General features: G+C 72.6%; 18 protein-coding genes. 11 read left to right on the top strand and 7 right to left on the bottom strand.

The window, feature by feature from the left end; translation table 11 throughout:
- The first annotated feature begins 49 nt into the window (after positions 1 to 49).
- The gene (locus QCD68_RS00725; RefSeq protein ID WP_301221654.1) at positions 50 to 700 is read left to right on the top strand and encodes a hypothetical protein; all 651 of its coding nucleotides are present in this window, start codon (positions 50 to 52) and stop codon (positions 698 to 700) included.
- A 27-nt stretch (positions 701 to 727) separates the two neighbouring features.
- A complete protein-coding gene (locus QCD68_RS00720; RefSeq protein WP_301221653.1) occupies positions 728 to 1,084 on the top strand; it encodes a hypothetical protein in 357 nt (118 codons plus the stop codon).
- A gap of 148 nt (positions 1,085 to 1,232) precedes the next feature.
- On the opposite strand, the gene QCD68_RS00715 is transcribed toward QCD68_RS00720, so the two are convergent.
- A complete protein-coding gene (locus QCD68_RS00715; protein WP_301221652.1) occupies positions 1,233 to 1,721 on the bottom strand; it encodes a hypothetical protein in 489 nt (162 codons plus the stop codon).
- 213 nt (positions 1,722 to 1,934) lie between these two features.
- On the opposite strand from QCD68_RS00715, the gene QCD68_RS00710 reads away from it, so the two are divergent.
- Genes QCD68_RS00710 through QCD68_RS00695 form a run of 4 tightly spaced genes read left to right on the top strand, consistent with a single transcriptional unit; the run spans position 1,935 to position 7,169 of the window.
- Positions 1,935 to 2,573, top strand: coding sequence for a response regulator transcription factor (locus QCD68_RS00710; RefSeq protein ID WP_239539739.1), 639 nt, complete (start codon positions 1,935 to 1,937; stop codon positions 2,571 to 2,573).
- Entirely contained in the window at positions 2,566 to 3,768 is a 1,203-nt protein-coding gene (locus tag QCD68_RS00705) for a sensor histidine kinase (protein WP_301221651.1), read from the top strand. Before QCD68_RS00710 ends, QCD68_RS00705 begins: the two co-directional genes overlap by 8 nt.
- A gap of 51 nt (positions 3,769 to 3,819) precedes the next feature.
- On the top strand, positions 3,820 to 5,892 hold the full coding sequence (locus tag QCD68_RS00700) for a bifunctional lysylphosphatidylglycerol flippase/synthetase MprF (protein WP_301221650.1): 2,073 nt from the start codon (positions 3,820 to 3,822) through the stop codon (positions 5,890 to 5,892).
- Complete coding sequence (locus QCD68_RS00695) at positions 5,889 to 7,169, top strand: alpha/beta hydrolase (RefSeq protein WP_301221649.1); 1,281 nt, start codon at positions 5,889 to 5,891, stop codon at positions 7,167 to 7,169. Before QCD68_RS00700 ends, QCD68_RS00695 begins: the two co-directional genes overlap by 4 nt.
- Before the next feature lie 79 nt (positions 7,170 to 7,248).
- On the opposite strand, the gene QCD68_RS00690 is transcribed toward QCD68_RS00695, so the two are convergent.
- Genes QCD68_RS00690 through QCD68_RS00680 form a run of 3 tightly spaced genes read right to left on the bottom strand, consistent with a single transcriptional unit; the run spans position 7,249 to position 9,996 of the window.
- The gene (locus QCD68_RS00690) at positions 7,249 to 7,689 is read right to left on the bottom strand and encodes a hypothetical protein (protein WP_301221648.1); all 441 of its coding nucleotides are present in this window, start codon (positions 7,687 to 7,689) and stop codon (positions 7,249 to 7,251) included.
- Between the two features lie 48 nt (positions 7,690 to 7,737).
- Positions 7,738 to 8,391: a class F sortase gene (locus tag QCD68_RS00685; protein ID WP_301221647.1), complete on the bottom strand. Its 654-nt coding sequence runs from the start codon at positions 8,389 to 8,391 to the stop codon at positions 7,738 to 7,740.
- Positions 8,392 to 8,394: 3 nt separating this feature from the next.
- Positions 8,395 to 9,996, bottom strand: a complete 1,602-nt coding sequence (locus QCD68_RS00680) for a tyrosine-protein phosphatase (protein WP_301221646.1) — start codon at positions 9,994 to 9,996, stop codon at positions 8,395 to 8,397.
- Positions 9,997 to 10,225: 229 nt separating this feature from the next.
- On the opposite strand from QCD68_RS00680, the gene QCD68_RS00675 reads away from it, so the two are divergent.
- The 3 genes from QCD68_RS00675 (at position 10,226) to QCD68_RS00665 (ending at position 13,052) form a co-directional block, all read left to right on the top strand.
- Positions 10,226 to 11,239, top strand: coding sequence for a LacI family DNA-binding transcriptional regulator (locus QCD68_RS00675; protein WP_301221645.1), 1,014 nt, complete (start codon positions 10,226 to 10,228; stop codon positions 11,237 to 11,239).
- A 140-nt stretch (positions 11,240 to 11,379) separates the two neighbouring features.
- Positions 11,380 to 12,045: a 2'-5' RNA ligase family protein gene (locus QCD68_RS00670; RefSeq protein ID WP_111076303.1), complete on the top strand. Its 666-nt coding sequence runs from the start codon at positions 11,380 to 11,382 to the stop codon at positions 12,043 to 12,045.
- Positions 12,042 to 13,052: a LacI family DNA-binding transcriptional regulator gene (locus QCD68_RS00665; protein ID WP_301221644.1), complete on the top strand. Its 1,011-nt coding sequence runs from the start codon at positions 12,042 to 12,044 to the stop codon at positions 13,050 to 13,052. Before QCD68_RS00670 ends, QCD68_RS00665 begins: the two co-directional genes overlap by 4 nt.
- Here the strand turns inward: QCD68_RS00665 and QCD68_RS00660 are convergent.
- The gene (locus QCD68_RS00660) at positions 13,049 to 14,950 is read right to left on the bottom strand and encodes an ABC transporter ATP-binding protein (RefSeq protein ID WP_111076305.1); all 1,902 of its coding nucleotides are present in this window, start codon (positions 14,948 to 14,950) and stop codon (positions 13,049 to 13,051) included. The genes QCD68_RS00665 and QCD68_RS00660 overlap by 4 nt on opposite strands.
- Before the next feature lie 168 nt (positions 14,951 to 15,118).
- Here QCD68_RS00660 and QCD68_RS00655 point away from each other — a divergent pair, with 168 nt between their 5' ends.
- Complete coding sequence (locus QCD68_RS00655; RefSeq protein WP_301221643.1) at positions 15,119 to 15,283, top strand: ketopantoate reductase C-terminal domain-containing protein; 165 nt, start codon at positions 15,119 to 15,121, stop codon at positions 15,281 to 15,283.
- 19 nt (positions 15,284 to 15,302) lie between these two features.
- Here QCD68_RS00655 and QCD68_RS00650 read toward each other — a convergent pair whose 3' ends face one another.
- Positions 15,303 to 15,773, bottom strand: a complete 471-nt coding sequence (locus QCD68_RS00650) for a MarR family winged helix-turn-helix transcriptional regulator (protein WP_301221642.1) — start codon at positions 15,771 to 15,773, stop codon at positions 15,303 to 15,305.
- Between the two features lie 127 nt (positions 15,774 to 15,900).
- Between QCD68_RS00650 and QCD68_RS00645 the strand changes: the two genes are divergently transcribed.
- Positions 15,901 to 16,785: a cyclase family protein gene (locus tag QCD68_RS00645; protein WP_301221641.1), complete on the top strand. Its 885-nt coding sequence runs from the start codon at positions 15,901 to 15,903 to the stop codon at positions 16,783 to 16,785.
- On the opposite strand, the gene QCD68_RS00640 is transcribed toward QCD68_RS00645, so the two are convergent.
- A complete protein-coding gene (locus QCD68_RS00640) occupies positions 16,763 to 17,524 on the bottom strand; it encodes a DUF2750 domain-containing protein (RefSeq protein ID WP_301221640.1) in 762 nt (253 codons plus the stop codon). The genes QCD68_RS00645 and QCD68_RS00640 overlap by 23 nt on opposite strands.
- Between the last annotated feature and the right edge of the window lie 7 nt (positions 17,525 to 17,531).

Raw genomic sequence — 17,531 nt, 5'->3', positions numbered from 1 at the left:
TGAACGACGGGGGAGAGGGACTCCCTTGGAGTCCCTCGGGGAGGAAGTCATGGTTCTCGAAAAGAAGCATCACGCCCGCGTCTTGAGTGGTGTCAGTGCGGCGCTGATCGTCATGGCAGGCGTGGGGATTCCGGCTGCATCGGCCGCCGCGGCAACGCCAGGAAGTACCATCCTCGACTCTTGGGAGGACGCCAAGGGGCGGCAGGTCTTCGTGCGTGAAGGAGCTTACAACGCGACTTCAGGCAAGGGGTTCGGTATGAAGAAGATCCGCGAGCGGCACAACATCCACAAGATCACCTCTTTGAAGTTCGCCACGGGGAACCCGAACGGCGGCACAGCTGAGGGCTTGCACCGTCGGTATGACGCGTACGCGAACCGCATTGAATGCGTCAACGGGAAGTGCGAGTACACCGACAGCATCCCGATCCGCGTCATCATGAACAACGAGGAACGCGACGAGTACTACGGTGTGAACCTGCGTGATCAGAAGATCGGTGTCATGACGGCCTACTGCATCAGTGACACGAAAGCGACAGACTGCCCGTCTTGGGTGGACAAGGCACTTGCGAATCCAACGGACTTCCGCGCAAGTAGGCTCGACGCGTCCGCTTCTCCGGCTGATGGCGAGAGCTACACTGCGAGTTACGAGCCACTCGCAGGAACCGCAATCGAGCCGAACGTCTCGAGTCCGGCGAAATGATCCAATCCGTCGAAGGGATGGCATACAGTGACCGCTCCCGAATTGATCAACCGCCAGTTCGCAGAGCAGTTCGTCGATGCTGTCCATGACCGTTTCAGGAACAGCGCGTTCCTGAACGAGGACATGAGCTGGATCGGCGGTGGGGTCCGTGATCCGCACGATGCGGTGATCCTCTATCGAGATCGCCCGGACGGGCCCGTCCTCGGCCGCTTGTACGAACTTCGCTCGTACTCGGCGCTCTTCGGCGGCGAGACCGCGCAGTGGCTCGCGAATGAAGCGTGGTTGAGCGACATCACCGACCCGTCGGGCGACGGCGAGCCGAAGGACGTCGACTGGGCGGTCGGTCTGATCGACGACCCGAGTGTGGTCAGCTGGCTCGACTGATCGGCGGTGACGCAGAGATGCCCTCGCTCGGGATGAGCGAGGGCATCTTGCGTAGGTCAACGGGAATGTACTCGCGGCGGCACGATCGTTGTCCTAGCCGTGCCAGTGGGGGCGTACAGCCAGGCTCAACCGCATCGACGGCCGGATGTCAATCCCCGTTGCCCTGCATCTCCAGGGCATCCCCGTCGGCGCACTCGGACACCGCGGTGATCGTGTAGCGCTGGCCGGCCGCGAGGAAGCTGATGGAGGTCGTCGGCCCCCCGACACCTCGCAAGCCGAGGAGCGGATCCGAGCCCCGGCTCTTGTACGGCTCGGTCGTGATGCCCTCGGCTTCCCACAGCTTCCTCAGAACAGCGATGGCCTGGACCGGATCACCGCTCGCCCCTTCCACATTCTTGATGTAGGTGTACGCCGCACCGTCTCCGCCGGTCCCCTTGTTGCACTGCTCCACCGCCGGTCCGCTGTACACCTGCCAGTCGCCGTCGACCGCCGCCGCCGACCGGTCGACGATGTCCTCGACCGACCGCCGAGCCTCGTCCGTACTGACGCTCCTGGCGACTTCCGACCCTGTCGGACCGACGCCGCTGCACCCCGTCAGGGCGAGGACCGCGGTCATCACACCGACGACGACGATCACCGGACCGGTTCGTTCCCCCCGTGGACGCACGGTCAGCAACCCGTCCCGAGATCGACGTCGGAAGCGGTCTGCCCCGTCGGTTCGTCGCCGGTCATCGTGTCCCCCTGCCCTGTGGTCGCGTCGTCGACGTCCCACAGTGATCGCCGTCCTCCGGTCAAGCCAACCAGTGCGATCGGTCGTCCGCACCCCTGATCGCCGCCCCCGCATGCCAAGATGACCGCCGTGACCACCGTCGTGATCGTCGATGACGAGACGCTCGTCCGGTACGGCTTCGAACTCATCCTGGGTGCCGCGCCGGACATCGACGTGGTCGCAACCACGGGTGACGTCGACGCCGTGCAGGTGGTCCGCGAGCACGCTCCCGACGTGGTGCTGCTCGACGTGCGGATGCCGCGGATCGACGGGCTCGAGGTCCTCCGCCAGCTGCAGACCCTCCCGGAGCCCCCCGCGGTCGCGATGCTCACGACGTTCGACACCGACGAGTACGTCGGCCGTGCGATGGACCTCGGCGCCGCCGGGTTCCTGCTCAAGGACACCGACCCGGAGGGGCTCGCCGAGTACATCCGCGTGCTGGCCCGCGGGGGAGTCGTCCTGGCGCCGGGGGTGGACCGCCGGTCGCTGTTCGCGGCCCGGTCCTCGGCCGCGACCCCGCCGCCGTCCCTGTCGGACCGCGAGCGTGCGGTCCTGCGGCTGATCGCCGACGGCGCGAGCAACCCGGACATCGGCCAGCGCCTCGGCGTCAGCACGGGCACCGTGAAGGAGGACGTCCGCGCCCTCCTGGCGGCGTTCGCCGTCCCGACACGGGTCCAGCTCGCACTGCGTGCGGCCGAGGCAGGACTGCTGGATGGCTGAGCGTCCCCGTCTGGCCCGCGTCGGTCGGGTGCTCGCGGCGACGGACGGGAGGCTCGACCACCTCGTCGAGGTCGCCCTGCGCTGGGTGCGCACCCACCGGGCACCCTGGTGGCTGGTCGACCTGCTGTTCGTCGCGGCTGCGGTCGCCGACGCGGTGCTCGACATCTCGGGAGCGACGACCGTCGACACGGTGCTCTCCCTGCTCGCCGCGGCCGGACTGCTGATCCGCCGGCGCTTCCCGGTGCTGGCGTTCGCCCTGACGGTTCCCGCGCTGTTCGTCGGTTCCGCGGTGGTCGCGGGCAGCATCGCGCTGTTCACGCTGGGGGAGCGCACGGACCGCCGCTGGCTCATGCTCCTGGCGGCGCTGGTGCAGTTCGTGGGGTTCAGTGGGTTCGTCGGGCCGGCGCAGGCCCCGGCGGAGATCGTCGTCTCGGTCGTCTACGCGCTGCTGTTCGCCCTCGGGCCGCTCGCGGTGGGGCTGCTCGTGCGGACGCGCGAGCGGCTGACCGAACAGCTGACGGCGGCGCGTCTGGCCCGGGAGGACGAACGCCGCCAGGCCGCGGCCGTCGCACTCTCGCGGGAGCGGGCACTGCTGGCACGGGAGATGCACGACGTCGTCGCCCACCAGGTCACCCTGATCGCCGTGCAGGCCGGGGCGATGCAGATGGCCGGACGCGACGAGGCCGAGCGCGGGTTCGCCCGGACGATCCGGCAGCTGTGCGTCGTGACCCTGCAGGAGCTGCGCGGCATGGTCCAGGTGCTGCGTGCCTCCGGCGGGACCGACCGGCAGATCGCCCCGCAGCCGGTGCTCGCCGACCTGCCCCGACTGGTCGCCGAGAGCGGCCTCGACACCCGCTGCGACGTGGACCTGCCCGACACCCTCGAGCAGCCGCTGCAGCGTGCCGTGTACCGGTTCGTGCAGGAGGGCCTGACCAACGCCCGCAAGCACGCCCCCGGCGCCCTGGTCCGGGTGAGCGGGCGACTGCACGGCGACGAGGTCCTGGTCGACGTCGTCAACGGCCCGGCCCGGTCGGACCGCCTGGAGCTGCCCGGGTCCGGCCTCGGGCTGATCGGGCTGGGGGAGCGGGCGTCCCTGCTCGGCGGCAGCATGCAGTCCGGACCGCAGCCCGACGACGGGTTCGCGCTGCACCTGCAGCTGCCGGTCGCGCACGTCTCGGCGGCCCGGAAGCCCTGACGGAGACCCCCGGGAACGGCCCGACCCGGGTCCTCCGGTCGACGGACCCGGATGGCCGATCGGCCATCGGAGTTCACGCTGCGGGTCGATGACGCGGAGCGCTCGTTCCGCTGCAATCAGAACGTGGCACCCTCAGCGCTCGTCGGACGGCTCCGACACCTCCCGGTCTCCGTCGCCGTGGCGGTGACCGCGGTCGTCCTCGTCATCACCGCGCGCATCGCGCACGCCGAACCGGACTTCCCGCACCACCCGCCCGTCGCCTGCCTGGCGCTCCTCGGCGTGGTGCTGACGGTGGTACTCGCCGAACGGTCTCTCGGATCGGTCCGGACCCTCGTGATCGGCGTGCTGGCGCCGACGCTGGGTGTGCTCGGGACCCTGCTCACCGTCACCGTCGGGTCCGCGCTCGGCGAGGCGCACGCCGAACTGGCGGTCGGCCAGCCGCTCTTCGCCCCGTCGACCGTCGCGACCGCGCTGCTCGGCGCCGCCTCCGCGGCGATGCCGGCCCAGCGCCGGTGGCGCACCCGGGCCGCGCTCTGGACCGTCGTCCTGACGCTGGTGCTCTTCGCCGGCCACGGCTCGGACCTGGCCCGTGCCCTGGCGACCCTGCTCGGGACCGCAGCGGGCGCGTTCGTGGTGCGCCGCGCCTCCCGTCCTGGAGGCCCGTCCACCCATGACACCGTCAGCGCACGCACGTGGGTGGTCGCGACCCTCATCGCGCTCGGCGCCGGCACGCTGGTCACGCCCGTCGTGCCGGACCCGGACGGCGTGCTGTCCGTCTTCGCCGACGCCATGAGCGACCACGCGGTCGTCGTGGTCGGGTTCCTGCTGCTCGCCTCGGCGTGGCTGGTGCAGCGCGGCCGCCGGGTCGGCGTGTACCTGGCGGTCGGCGTGCTCATCACGCTGACCGCCGTGCTGGCCGACGTGTTCCTCATCGAACCGATGACCGACGACGCCGTGCAGGGGCGGGGGATCGGACTCGACGCGATCGAGTGGCAGGTCACCCTGCTCGGCGCCTGGCTCGTGCCCGCGATCGTGCTGCTGGCGGTGCTCGCCCTCCGCGGCACCCTGGTCCGTGGACGGTTCCGGGCCGCTGCGGACGGACGGGACGCCTTCGTCGGGATGCTCCGCGACGGCGACGCCGGCACCCTCGGCCACATGGGCACCTGGCGCGGCAACGCGACCTGGACACACCCGGGCGGTCGCGGCGCCGTGGCCTACCGGGTCTGCGGCGACGTGGCGCTGACGGTCTCGGACCCGGCGTGCTGCGTCGACGACCGTGCCGAGGTGGTGTCCGCGTTCGCGGCCTTCTGCGAACGGAACGGCTGGGTGCCGGCGTTCACGAGCGTGCACGAGCCGGTGCGGCAGATCCTCGCTGCCGAGGGCTGGACGTCCCTGCCCGTCGGTGTGGAGTCCGTGCTCGACGTGACGTCGTTCGACCTGCGCGGCAAGAAGCGGCAGGACCTCCGGACGGCCTCGAACCGCGCCGACCGCGAGGGCGTGCGCGACGAGTGGACGACCTTCGACGCCCTCGACGCCGAGCAGCGGGCCCAGGTCGAGACGATCTGCACCCGCTGGGCGACCGACCGGCGACTGCCCGAGATGGGGTTCACCCTCGGTGGCTTCCACGAACTCGACGACCCGGACGTGCGGCTCATGCTGGCCGTGGCTGCCGACGGGCACGTCACCGCGGTCACCAGCTGGCTGCCGGTGTACGAACGCGGCGCGCTCGCCGGGTACACGCTCGACGTCATGCGCCGCGGCGAGGACGGGATGCCCGGCGTGATGGAGTTCCTCATCGCCCGCACCGCCCTCCGCGCCCGCGACGCCGGACTGCGCATGATCAGCCTCTCCGGCACGCCGCTGGCCGCCCACGCCGGCGCCGGGTCGCTCGTCACCCGCGGATCGCTGCTCGTCGCCCGGCTGCTGGAACCCGTGTACGGCTTCAGGTCCCTGCAGCGCTTCAAGGAGAAGTTCGGAGCGCGGCACGAGACACTCTGGATCGTGGTCCCGACTCCGCTGCACGTGCCGCGCGTCGCCCGCGCCCTGGCCGGTGCGTACGTGCCGGGTCTGCGACCGAAGCACCTCTGGGCGCTGCGCCAGGCACACCGCGCGGCGGCCCGGTGAGCCCGACCGAGTGGCTGCTCGCCACCCAGCTGCAGGCCCCGTCGAAGCTCGTCCCCCTGGACGTCGGGTTCACCCTGCTGACGGTCGCCGTCTTCCTGCCGGCCCTCGGCGCGCTGCGCTCACGGGCAGCCTGGCGTCGAGCCGGACTCCGCGCCGCCGTCGCCGCGGGCGCAGCCGTGGTCGTGCTCGTCGTCTGCTGGGTGCTCAGCGACCTGATGAACGTGTTCGGCGTCGCGCTCAGTCCGATCACCCGGATGTGGGTCGCCGTGGCTGCCGCCGCGCTCGGCATCGCGGTCGTCGGGCTGGTGCAGGGCGGTGGCTGGCGTCGCGTGCTGGCCGCGGTGCTCGTGCCGGCCGCGCTGCTGGTGCCCGCCCTCGGGGTGAACGTCGAGTTCGCGATGTACCCGACGCTCGGCACCGTGGTGCAGAAGGACCCCTACCCGGAGCTCGACCTCGCCGCCGCTCCCGCTGCCGCGCCGCCCGCCGTCGGCGAGGTCCGCACGATCGACATCCCGGGGCAGCGCTCCGGCTTCGACGCCCGACCGGCCGTCGTGTACCTGCCGCCGGCCGCCCTGGTCCGGGATCCCCGGAAGCTGCCCGTCGTGCTCGCGTTCTCCGGGCAGCCCGGCGCCCCGAGCGACCTGTTCACCGCCGGACAGCTGGACAAGGCACTCGACGCCTACGCCGCAGCGCACCAGGGCCGCGCCCCGATCGTCGTCTCCGTCGACCAGCTGTCGGCGCCCGGGCTGAACACGATGTGCGTCGACTCCGAGCTCGGGAAGGCCCGGACCTACGTCACCGAGGACGTCCCGCGCTGGCTCACCGCACACCTGCCGGTCACCACCGACCGGCACGCCTGGGGCCTCGCCGGGTTCTCACAGGGGGCGACCTGCGCGATGCAGTTCGTCACCGCGCAGCCCGACCGGTTCGGACCCGTGCTCGCGGTCTCGAGTGAACTGCACCCGATCGACCAGAACCCGCAGCACAGTGCCGACCGGGCCTTCGGCGGTTCCGTCGCAGCGTGGAAGGCCGCCGGTCCGATCGCGCAGATGCGGGCGAACGGGCTCGGCGGGCACGCGCTCTGGCTGACGGCGGGGTCCTCCGACCGCGAGTTCAGCGACAACGCCCAGGTGCTCGCACGGGCAGCGCGGGCCGCGGGAGCCCACGCCACCGTGGCGCTCGCACCGGGCAGCGGGCACGACTGGAACACCGTGCAGTGGTCGTTCCGCACCGAGCTGCCGCAGGTGGCCGACGTGCTGTTCGCGGCAATGCGCTGACCTGGACGGTGGGTCCCCGACGGCGTGACCGGCGGGGCGGGCGGTGCCACGGGCCTCCCGGCAGGGGCAGGCGGACCGGTCAGCCGACACCTTCGCTGACGACCCGCCAGCCGTCGGCGTGGTGGCGCAGGCAGAGGCCCCACGTGTCCGCCCCCGGCTCCATGCCGGTGAGACCGGTCTCGCGTGTCCCGAACTCGAAGCACTGCTGCCGGTCGGCCGCTGCCGTCGTGCGCTGCAGGGCGGACCAGGCGTCCATCGTCGGGTCGCCCTCGCCGGTCCACTGCTGCCACAGGCTGGCCGGGCACCAGTCCGTGTCGTCCGGGGCGGAGAGGGCCCGCATGCCGTGGCAGTCGCGGCGGACCGCGGCGTCGAGGAACGCCCGGGCGACCGTCCGGGCCGAGGCGCTGGACGACGGCAGGGGCGCCTGCGGGCCGGAGCGGCCGGGCGCACCGACGACGATCACGCCACCGACGACGACGGCGAGGACCAGGCCGGTGGTGATCAGGGGGACGCGACGCACGGGGTCATCTTCCTGGGCGGTGCTGCGCGTCAGCGTCGAGGAAGGGCATCACGCCCGCACGGCCTCGACCACCACGTTGCTGACCGACCGCTCACCGTCCGCACGCTGCAGGCACGTGATCACGACGAGCCGCCCCGGCGTGTTCGCCCAGACCTCGGCGTCGGCGTGGATGTCCCCTTTGCCGACCGTCTCGGTGCGGCTGACGCGGTAGCGGACGTCGTCGACGGTGATCGCCGCCCCCGTCGCGATGCGCGGGCGCCCCGCCGCGACGTCGATGAGCGCGTTCCCGGGCCCGACACCGCCGCCGCGCAGGGAGTGCATCGCGACGAACACGGTGCCGTGGGCCGCGTCGGTGGGGGCGACGCCGAGGTTCCGCACCCAGTACGCCGAGGTGAAGCCGGGAGGCTCGACCACGTCGTCGACGACGCTCAGGGCACCGAGGGGCACGTCCAGACCGACGGACGGGGCCGCGAAGCGGCCGACCCCGGAGGGCGTCGCGGACGCGCTCGGGGCGGGGGCGGGGCCGTCCACCTGCACGGGGTGGCCGGCGAGGTCGAGGGTGGGCGGGCCTCCCGTCTGGCGGGTGTGGGGGAGCGTCAGGCCGACGATCGCGGTGACGACCATCCCCGCCGCCAGCACGCCGGCGGCGGCGCCGAGGACGGATCCCCGGCGCCACCGCTTCGTCGTGTGTCGTGTCGTCACGACTCAGCGGCCGCTGCGGAACTGGCCGTTGCTGACCCGGCCGTTGCGGACCCGGCCGCGCAGGCGGAGCACGCCGAGGCCGGCGAGGAGGGCCGATCCGAGACCGCCGAGCAGGACCCACGGCAGGACGCCGCCGTCGGCGGGGCTGGCCACGACCGTGCCGCCCGTGGCGACGGACGGACCCGCTGCCGAGGAGGACCGGACCGGGACGGTCGCCACGGTCGTCCCCCCGCGGGTCGTGGTGGTCCCGGTCGCCGAGCGGGCGACCAGGACGACGCGTGCCGCGGTGGTGACGGCGGTCCCCCGCGCGTCGGCCAGGAACAGCGTGTGCGCCCCGGCGGCCAGGTCGGCCGGCAGGACGACGGAGGCCGAGACGGTCCCGGCTGCCGTCGCGGTGACCGTGCCGATCACCCGCGGGGTGGAGTGCACGACGACCGAGTAGACCGCACCCGGGGTGAGTCCGGCGCTCGTGATCGTCACGGCGGAGCCGGGCGCGAACGGGCCGTGGGCGGCGGGGCCGTTCGCGACGACGGACAGGGCAGGCTGCCGCACGGTGACGCGGTACTGCTTCGTCGTCGTGCCGTCCGCCGCGGTCACCGTGACGACGGCGCTGCGACCGGTGACGGCCACCGAGGAGGTCGCTGCCGAGTTCGTCGTCGTGACGTGCACGTCGGCGGCGGTCAGCGCGGTGAGGGGTGCGGTGACGGTCGCGCCGGTCGGGGTCGCGGCAGCGGCGAGCGGCACGGTGACGCCCCCGACGGTGACGGCCGAGGCCGAGGCGTCGTCGGAGACGAGGAACCGGGCGCGGAGGGCCGCGACCTCGGCCGGGGTGACGCCGATGGTCTTGGACAGGTACGAGTCCATGCCCGCGTACTTCGTCGCCACGTCGTGCTCGAAGGTGCCCTGCAGCAGCTGCGGGGTGGCCCACGTGACGCCGAGCTGGGTGTTCGAGAGCAGGTAGTCGTGCAGGACGTCCGCGCTGTCGACGCCCAGGACCCGGTCGAGCAGGTCGATGACGGTGCCGGTGCGGTCCATGCCGTGGGAGCAGTGGAGCAGCACGGTGCCGGTCGTGTGCGTCGCCAGGATCTGGAGCACCTGGGCGTAGGCGCTGATCATCGGGCCACGGTCCGCAGCGTCGACGTAGCCCTTGTCGGTGAGGTCGTGGTACATCACGGTGTCGTCCGGGTAGTCGCCGTCGGCGCCGAACATCGAGATGTCGACGACCTTCGCGCCCGGGATCGTCACGTCGGGCTTCGCCGCCACCTGACCGGGCGTGCGGAGGTCGACGACGAGGTCCACGTGGTACTTGCCCGCGAGCGTCTGGGCGCCGGCGGCCGTGACCTTGTCGAGCGACTCGGAGCGGATCAGCCGCGTCGCGTCGACACGGCGTCCGTCGAGCCCGGTGAAGGCGCCGAGCTCGCGGCCGTTCACCATGCCGGGGACGTCGGTGACGGGGTGGTCCTGCGCGGTGAACGCGGGCTGCAGGCCGGTGTCGGCGCTCGCCGTGGTGGTCGAGAGGCAGACGGAGCCGAGGACGGCGGCGGCAGCGGTGGCGATGGACGCGGCTCGGAACAGCGCGTGTGCTCGGGCGGGACGGTTGGGCACGGGGCTCCTCGTTCGGGTACGGGTACGTGTCCGCCTGCGACCAGGGGGTCGGCGACACGGCGGGTACCGAGAACGATCGGGGTCCGTCCGGGCCGTTCGGTGAACAGTGCGCGACGGCAGACTTTCTGCGCGGTGAGCCAGCGCTCAGGATGGCCATCGGCGCTGCTCCTCGTCGAGGGGTGCGCTGTGCCCGCTACCGTGAGGGGATGACCACACGACGGGCCCGGGCATGAGCCACGCCGTCCCGACGATCCTCGACGTCGCCGCTGCCGCCGGCGTCTCGAAGTCCGTCGTCTCGCGGGCGCTCGCCGGGGCCTACGGGGTCGCGCCGGCGACGGTCGAGCGGGTGAAGCAGGCCGCCCGCGACCTCGGGTACGTGGCGAACGCCAACGCCCGGGGCATGTCGGCGCACCGGACCCACACGGTCGGCGCGTTCGTGCGCGACGCCTCCACCCCGTTCTACGGGCACCTGCTGACCGCGTTCCAGTTGCGCGCCGCCGAGCGCGGGTACCGGGTGGTCACCGCGACCGGAGCCGGGTCGTTCTCGATCGAGGAGGAACGGCGTGCGCTCGAGACGCTCGTCGCGCTGCGGGTCGAGGGACTCATCGTCTGCAGCGGCGCCCTGCCCGTCGAGGACGTCCTGCCGTTCGCGCAGCGGATCCCCACGGTGGTCGCCGGGCGTCCGGAGCGCGACGAGTCGGTCAGCAGCGTCTACTGCGACGAGCACGGTGGCGGGACGGCGCTGGCGGACCGGGTGGCGGACCTCGGCCACGAGCGGGTCGCGGTCTTCACGGTCGCCCGGTCGGGGTCGCTGACGCAGTCGGCCCGGACGGATGCGATGGCCCGGCAGCTGGGCGCGCGGGGTGTCGACGTGGTGCTGGTCCGCCTGGAGGACCACGGCGACGACCCGCGCCGGCTGGACTCCGCCGTGGACCACGTGGTGGCGGTCGGGGGCGTGACGGCGATCATGGCCCCGAGCGACCACTGGGCCGTCGGTGTCCTCGAGGCGATGCGCCGCCGCGGGCTCCGGGCGCCGGAGGACCTGTCCGTCACCGGGTACGACGGCATCATGCCCTTCGCCACGGAGCTGTTCGGCATCACCTCGTGGCGGCAGCCGCTCGACGTGATCGGGTCCCTGTCGGTGGACGACGTCGTGGACCAGATCGACGGGGTGACCTCGCGGGCGACGCACACCGCCATCGACGGCACGCTCGTGCCCGGTCGGACGCTCGCTCCGCGCTGAGCAGCACGGCGGCACGGCCGCGCGGCGCCCGCTCGCGTCACCACCCGTTCACCTGCTCGTCGCCGTCCAGACGACCACGGCGGTGTGCTCCCGACCACGATGGGGAACGTTCCCTAAACGTGCTCGACCGAACGGATCCCATGTCCCAGCCCGACCCCGCCGTCTCCACCCGCCTGCCGCTCGACGCCACCGACCCGTACCGCTACGGCGTCTACCTGCGCCCCGATGCCCGCACCTGCCGCGCCGTCACGGTCGTCACCGACCAGCTCCGCGCCCAGTACGGCCTGGTGTCCGCCGGCGCGTTCCCGCCGCACGCCACCCTGGTCGGCAGCCAGCCGTTCGGCCGCGACGTCACCGAGGTCGTGCAGGCGCTGACGACCCTGCTCGCCGACCGTCCGGCGTTCGACGTCCACAACGCCGGCGTCCGTGGACAGGGCATCGGGTACGTGTACGACGTCGCCGAACGCCCCGACGGAACCCTGAACCAGGACTTCGTCCAGCTCGCCGCGGACGTCGACGCCGCGGTCGACCCCTTCCGTCGGACCATGGACTCGCCGCCGTCGAACGACTTCCTGCCGGAGAAGTGGCGCGCACACCTCTCGCTCGCGTCCCACGACCTCTACGGCCGCCCGGACCTGCGCGACGAGGTCGGTGCGTTCATCCGCGACCTCGACATCGACGTGCCGTCCGGCTTCCGCGGCGACACCGTCGTCCTCTACCGGACGGCCAGCCCGGACTGGAGCGGCCGTTGGTGGCACACGATGACCTGGGAGCACGTCCACACCTGGACCCTCACCGGTCGATGACGGTCACCCTCGCCGAGGTGGCTCAGGCGACCGGGCTGTCCCGGTCGCTCGTCTCCCTGGCCCTCCGCGGCGACGACGGGGTGTCCGTGCCGTGTCGGGAACGGGTGGTGCGCGCGGCGGACGAGCTGGGCCTCCCGGTCGGTGCCCTGGCGCGGCGACGCGCCTCCGGCGACCCGCTCGTCATCGGGGTGCTCGTCACCGACGCGGCACACCCGTTCCACGCCGAGGTGCTGGCGAGTGCGCGGGAGACCGCCGCGACCTTCGGGTTCGCCGTCCGGGTCGTCGACGCGGGTCGCGACGACGCGCGGCTGGCCGCCGGACTGGAGGCCCTGGTCGCCTCCGCCGGGACGGCCGACGGTGTCCTCGGGGTCGCGGTGGTGAGCAGTCGTCTCCCGCGGGCGCGGGTCGTGTCGGCCGCGCGGCGGGTACCGGTGGCGGTCCTCGGATCGGGGGCGGGCCTCCTGGCCGGTACCGGGATCGACACCGTGAGCGTCGACGAGGAGTCGGGCATGCGGGAACTGCTGCTGTACCTGGCGTCGCTCGGGCACGTCCGGACCTGCTTCGTGGCGGAGTCCGCGTTCCCGTCGACCACGCGGCGCGGGCGGGTGCACGCCGAGGTGTCGGGCCGACTCCAGGCGACGGCGGACCGGTGCACGGCGGACATCGACGTGCTCGTCGCCGAGCCCGGACGGGTGCGGAGCTTCCTGGACAACGGCGTGACCGCGTTCGTCGCGGCGAACGACGCGACCGCGGGACGGCTGCTGGCGGCCGTCCGCGCAGCCGGGACCGACCTGCCGGAGGTGGCCGCCGTCACCGGGTTCGACGGCACCGCGCTGGCGGAACGGTTGGACCTGACGACCGTCGGGCAGCCGTGTCGGCGGATGGGGGCACGGGTCGTCGAACTCGTCGTCGAACGGCTGCGGGGTCGGCGTGTGGTCCGACACGAGGTGCTGCCGACCGTGCTCGTGCCGCGGTGCCGGCCGCGGTCGGTGCCTTCGGAGGGCTAGACCGCGCCGATCGCTTCCTCGTCCGCCGCGGCTTCCTTCTGCACCGCGAACTGCGTCCGGTGCAGCTCCTCGTACCGTCCACCCGCGGCGAGCAGTTCCTCGTGCGTTCCGCGCTCCACGATCGAGCCGTCCTCGACCACCAGGATCAGGTCCGCGCTGCGGATGGTGGAGAGGCGGTGGGCGATCACCATCGCGGTCCGGCCCTCGAGCGCCTCGCTCAGGGCGGCCTGCACGGCGGCCTCGGACGTCGAGTCCAGGGCGGCCGTCGCCTCGTCGAGGATGACGACCCGCGGCTGCGCGAGAAGGAGCCGTGCGATGGTCATGCGCTGACGCTCACCACCGGACAGCCGGTAGCCACGCTCACCCACCATGGTGTCGAGCTGGTCCGGCAGGGACCGGATGAGCGGCTCGAGGCGGGCCCGCCGGACGGCGTCCCACACCTCGTCGTCGGTGGCCTCGGGCCGGGCGAGCCGCAGGTTCGAGCGGATGGTCTCGTGGAACAGGTGGCCGTCCTGCGTCACCATGCCCATCGTGTGCCGCATCGAGCTGAACGTGACGTCGCGGACGTCCGTGCCGGCGAGCCGGACGGCGCCGCTGTCGACGTCGTACAGGCGCGACAGGAGCTGCGCGACCGTGGACTTGCCCGCACCGGACGTGCCGACCAGGGCGACGGTCTGCCCCGGCTCGATCCGGAACGAGACCCCGTGCAGGACCTCGTCGCCACCGCGGGTGTCCAGCGTGGAGACCTCCTCGAGTGACGCCAGGGAGACCTTGTCGGCGGACGGGTAGGCGAAGCGCACGTCGTCGAACTCGACCGCGACCGGACCGTCGGGGATCGTGACGGCGTCGGGCTTCTCCTGGATGAGCGGTTCGAGGTCGAGCACCTCGAAGACGCGCTCGAAGCTGACCACGGCGCTCATGATCTCGACCCGGGCGTTCGCCAGGCTGGTCAGCGGCGCGTAGAGGCGGGTGAGCAGGAGGGCCAGGGTGACCACGTCGCCGGTGTTCAGCTGGCCGCCGAGGGCGAGGGAACCACCGACCCCGTAGACGAGCGCGAGGGCGAGCGCGGAGACCAGGGTGAGTGCGGTGACGAAGACGAACTGCAGCAGTGCGCTCCGGACCCCGATGTCGCGGACGCGGGCGGCGCGGACGCGGAACTCCTCGGCCTCTTCGTCGGGGCGGCCGAACAGCTTGACGAGGGTGGCACCCGGCGCCGAGAACCGCTCGGTCATCTGCGTGCTCATCGCCGAGTTGTGGTCGGCGGCCTCGCGGCGGAGCGCAGCCAGGCGGCTGCCCATCCGGCGTGCGGGGATGAGGAAGACCGGGAGCATGACCACCGCGAGCACCGTCACCAGCCAGGAGGTGCTGAGCATCACGACCAGGGTCAGGACCAGCGCCACGACGTTCGTGACCACGCCGGACAGCGTGCCGCTGAAGGCCTGCTGCGCGCCGATCACGTCGTTGTTGAGCCGGCTCACGAGCGCGCCCGTCCGGGTGCGGGTGAAGAAGGCGATCGGCATCTTCTGCACGTGGTTGAACACGGCGGTGCGGAGGTCCAGGATCACGCCCTCACCGATCCGCGCCGAGTACCAGCGGGTCACCAGCGACGTGGCGGCGTCGGCGACGGCCACCAGGGCGATGACGACGGCGAGCCAGACGATGGTGCCGACGGCGCCCCGGGCCGCGATGACGTCGACGACCTGGCCGGCGAGCACCGGCGTCGCGACCGCCAGGAACGCCCCCACGACGGACAGCACGATGAAGACGAGGAGCTTCGCGCGGTAGGGCACGGCGAACGTCAGGATCCGCCGCACGGACTCACGGGAGATGCCGTGCTTGCCGTCCCTGGCGGTCGAGATCTTGTAGAGCGAGCTCCAGGCCACGCCTTCCATGCTCATGACAGTTCCCTCCGTGGCCGGCCGGGGCCTGCTGCGGTGGCGGGGTGCCCCGTGGCGGGGCCCTGCAGCGGCGACGGCGACCAGGGAGTCAGGATACGGCTCGTCCGGCACGGAGCGGGCGGGCGTCGTGCGCAAGGCGGCTGGCCGGGGCCGGTCCGGACGGAGGCCGTGCCCGGGACGCCGATCCTCGCCGACCGCACCGCGGGCCTGCCGCTTGAGTGGGACGCCCGGAACGGCGTGGTGCAGCGCCTCGGACGTCGACACGGCGTCCCGACTCCGCTGTCCGACGTCGTGGTGCCGCTCCTGGCGGCTGCGAGCGACGGACCCGGTTGATCGCACCCCGCGGGAGGCGTCACCCGTCAGCCGCAGCCTCGCCCACGGCGTCGCCGGACCCGTCGACGACCGCGATGAGCAGGCCGTTCAGCTGTGCACTCTCCGCATCGGTCATCCCGTAGGCGCTGAGGTCGTTCGTGCGCATCGCGATCGTGTATGCGGTGTCGAAGGCCGCCGTGCCGGCCTCCGTGATCGCGACGGGGTTCCGCCGGCCACGGACGCGCGTGCCGACGCGGCGGACCAGATCGCGGCGCTCCATGCCGTCGAGCACCTCGGACATCGTCTGCGGACGGACGAACACCGCGCGGGCGATCTCCGCCGAGGTGCGTTGCCCGCCGCTGCTCGCCAGGGTCGAGAGCACGCCGAACTGCACCAGAGAGAGGTCCTGTTCGGCCAGCGCGGTGGTGATCTGGGTGCCGATCAGGCGTGCGACCTTCACCGCGTTCCATCCCAGGATCGCGTCCAGTCCGTCGCGTCGGTCGTCGTTCATGCGGTCCCTCCCGTGATCCTCACTAGCAGGAACCTGTTAGTAGGAGTAGGTTGCAGGTTCCTGCTTCTGCAGGTCTCCCGGTGAGTCTGCTCGCTCGCCGGGCCCACGTCGAATCGACAGGACCGCCATGACCCACACCGACCTCCCCGACCTCCCCGACAACCGTGGACGGTGGGGCGCCGACGACCAGCGCGGCACCCTGAACCTCATCGACGCCGACGCGCTGGCGCGGGCAGCCGCATGCGTCCGGACTGGCACGTGGGTGTCGCTCGCCCTCCCGACCGAACCCGCCTCGATGCTCGGCGGCCCCTTCGCGCCTCCCGCCCCGCCGTCGCCGCCCGTCCAGCAGGCACTGCTCCACACCGGCACCCCGCCGATGGGCATGTCGGAAGTGCTCGTCGTCACCCCGCACCACCCCGCGCTGACGCACATCGACGCCGTCGCACACATGCCGGTCGACGGCTCCGTGTACCCGGACCGGCCGCTCGGCGAGGCGGTCACCGCCGGAGGCGTCGCGCACGGCTCCACGGCGGCGTTCGCTGCCGGCATCGTCACCCGCGGTGTGCTCCTGGACCTGGCGCCCGGGTCGAAGCTGCCCGCCGGCCACCCGATCACCGCAGCCGACCTCCAGGCCGCGGCGGACCTTTGGGCCCTCGACGTACGGCCCGGCGACGCCCTCGTGGTCCGCAGCGGGTGGCGGTTCTCCTGGGACCACCGCGAGTCCGGCCCCGGGATGACGGTCGACGCCGTCACCTGGATGCACGAGCACGGCATCGCCCTGTACGCCGGCGACGTCAGCGACACCTTCCCGCCGGTGGACCCGAGCATCCCGATGCCGCTGCACATGATCGGGCTCGCCCGCCTCGGCATGCCCCTCATCGACAGTGCCGCCGTCGACGAACTCGCCTCCACCTGCGTCGGCCTCGGCCGCTACGACTTCCTGCTCAGCGTCGCGCCGCCCCGGGTCCCCGGACTGACCGGCGTCCCGGTCAACCCCATCGCGGTCTTCTGACCGCACCGGAGCCGTCCTGACCCGGCCCCGGTCCTCCCGGCGTTGCTCCGATCCACTGCACGCTCCGTGGGTCGTCGCAGAGCCCGTCGGCCCAGTCCACCGGGAGGAGCTCACCCGGTCCGGACGGGTCGACGAAGTCGCCGGTCCAGGCCTCGCCGGCGATCGCTTCGGCGCTGTCGTCCGTGAACAGCGCACGTTCGGCGGCCAGGTCGTAGCGGCGGCCGAGGACCGGGCCTCCCGGGCGGTCGCGGTGGAGCACGACGGCGACGTCGTCGGTCAGCGCGCGGCCGGCGACCCACTGCATGCCGTCGTTCCAGTCCGTGTCGGTCGTGAACAGGTGCTGCAGGTGCGCGAGGAACGCCTCGGTGTACGCGCGTCGTTCTGAGCCGGCGTCCTGTTCGGTCAACCGGGCCAGCACCTCCCGGGGCGTCAGGTCGTACCCGGTGGCACGAGATCCCGACCAGTTCAGTCCGACGTCGATGCCGTCCCGCTCGAGTCCCGGCAGCCATCGGTCGACGAAGTCCCGGAGCGCTATCTCCGACGGTCGGAAGCCGGAGTAGGCGGCCGCGGTGCCGATGACCCGTTCCGCCCTGGACCGTCGCGACCAGAAGGGCATCGCCCGTCGGCCGACAGCGCCGAGGGGAGCGGGAACGCCGCCGTCGTCCTTGACGGTCCACACGGACTCCGCGCGACCGACCTCGTCGAAGAAGGCCGATGCCTGGGCTGCGCTGGTGCTCACATCGGGA

It is taken from the genome of Curtobacterium sp. PsM8 (genome assembly GCF_030433875.1).
Taxonomy (GTDB): Bacteria; Actinomycetota; Actinomycetes; order Actinomycetales; family Microbacteriaceae; genus Curtobacterium.
This window is presented reverse-complemented; position numbering and strand designations above follow the sequence as displayed.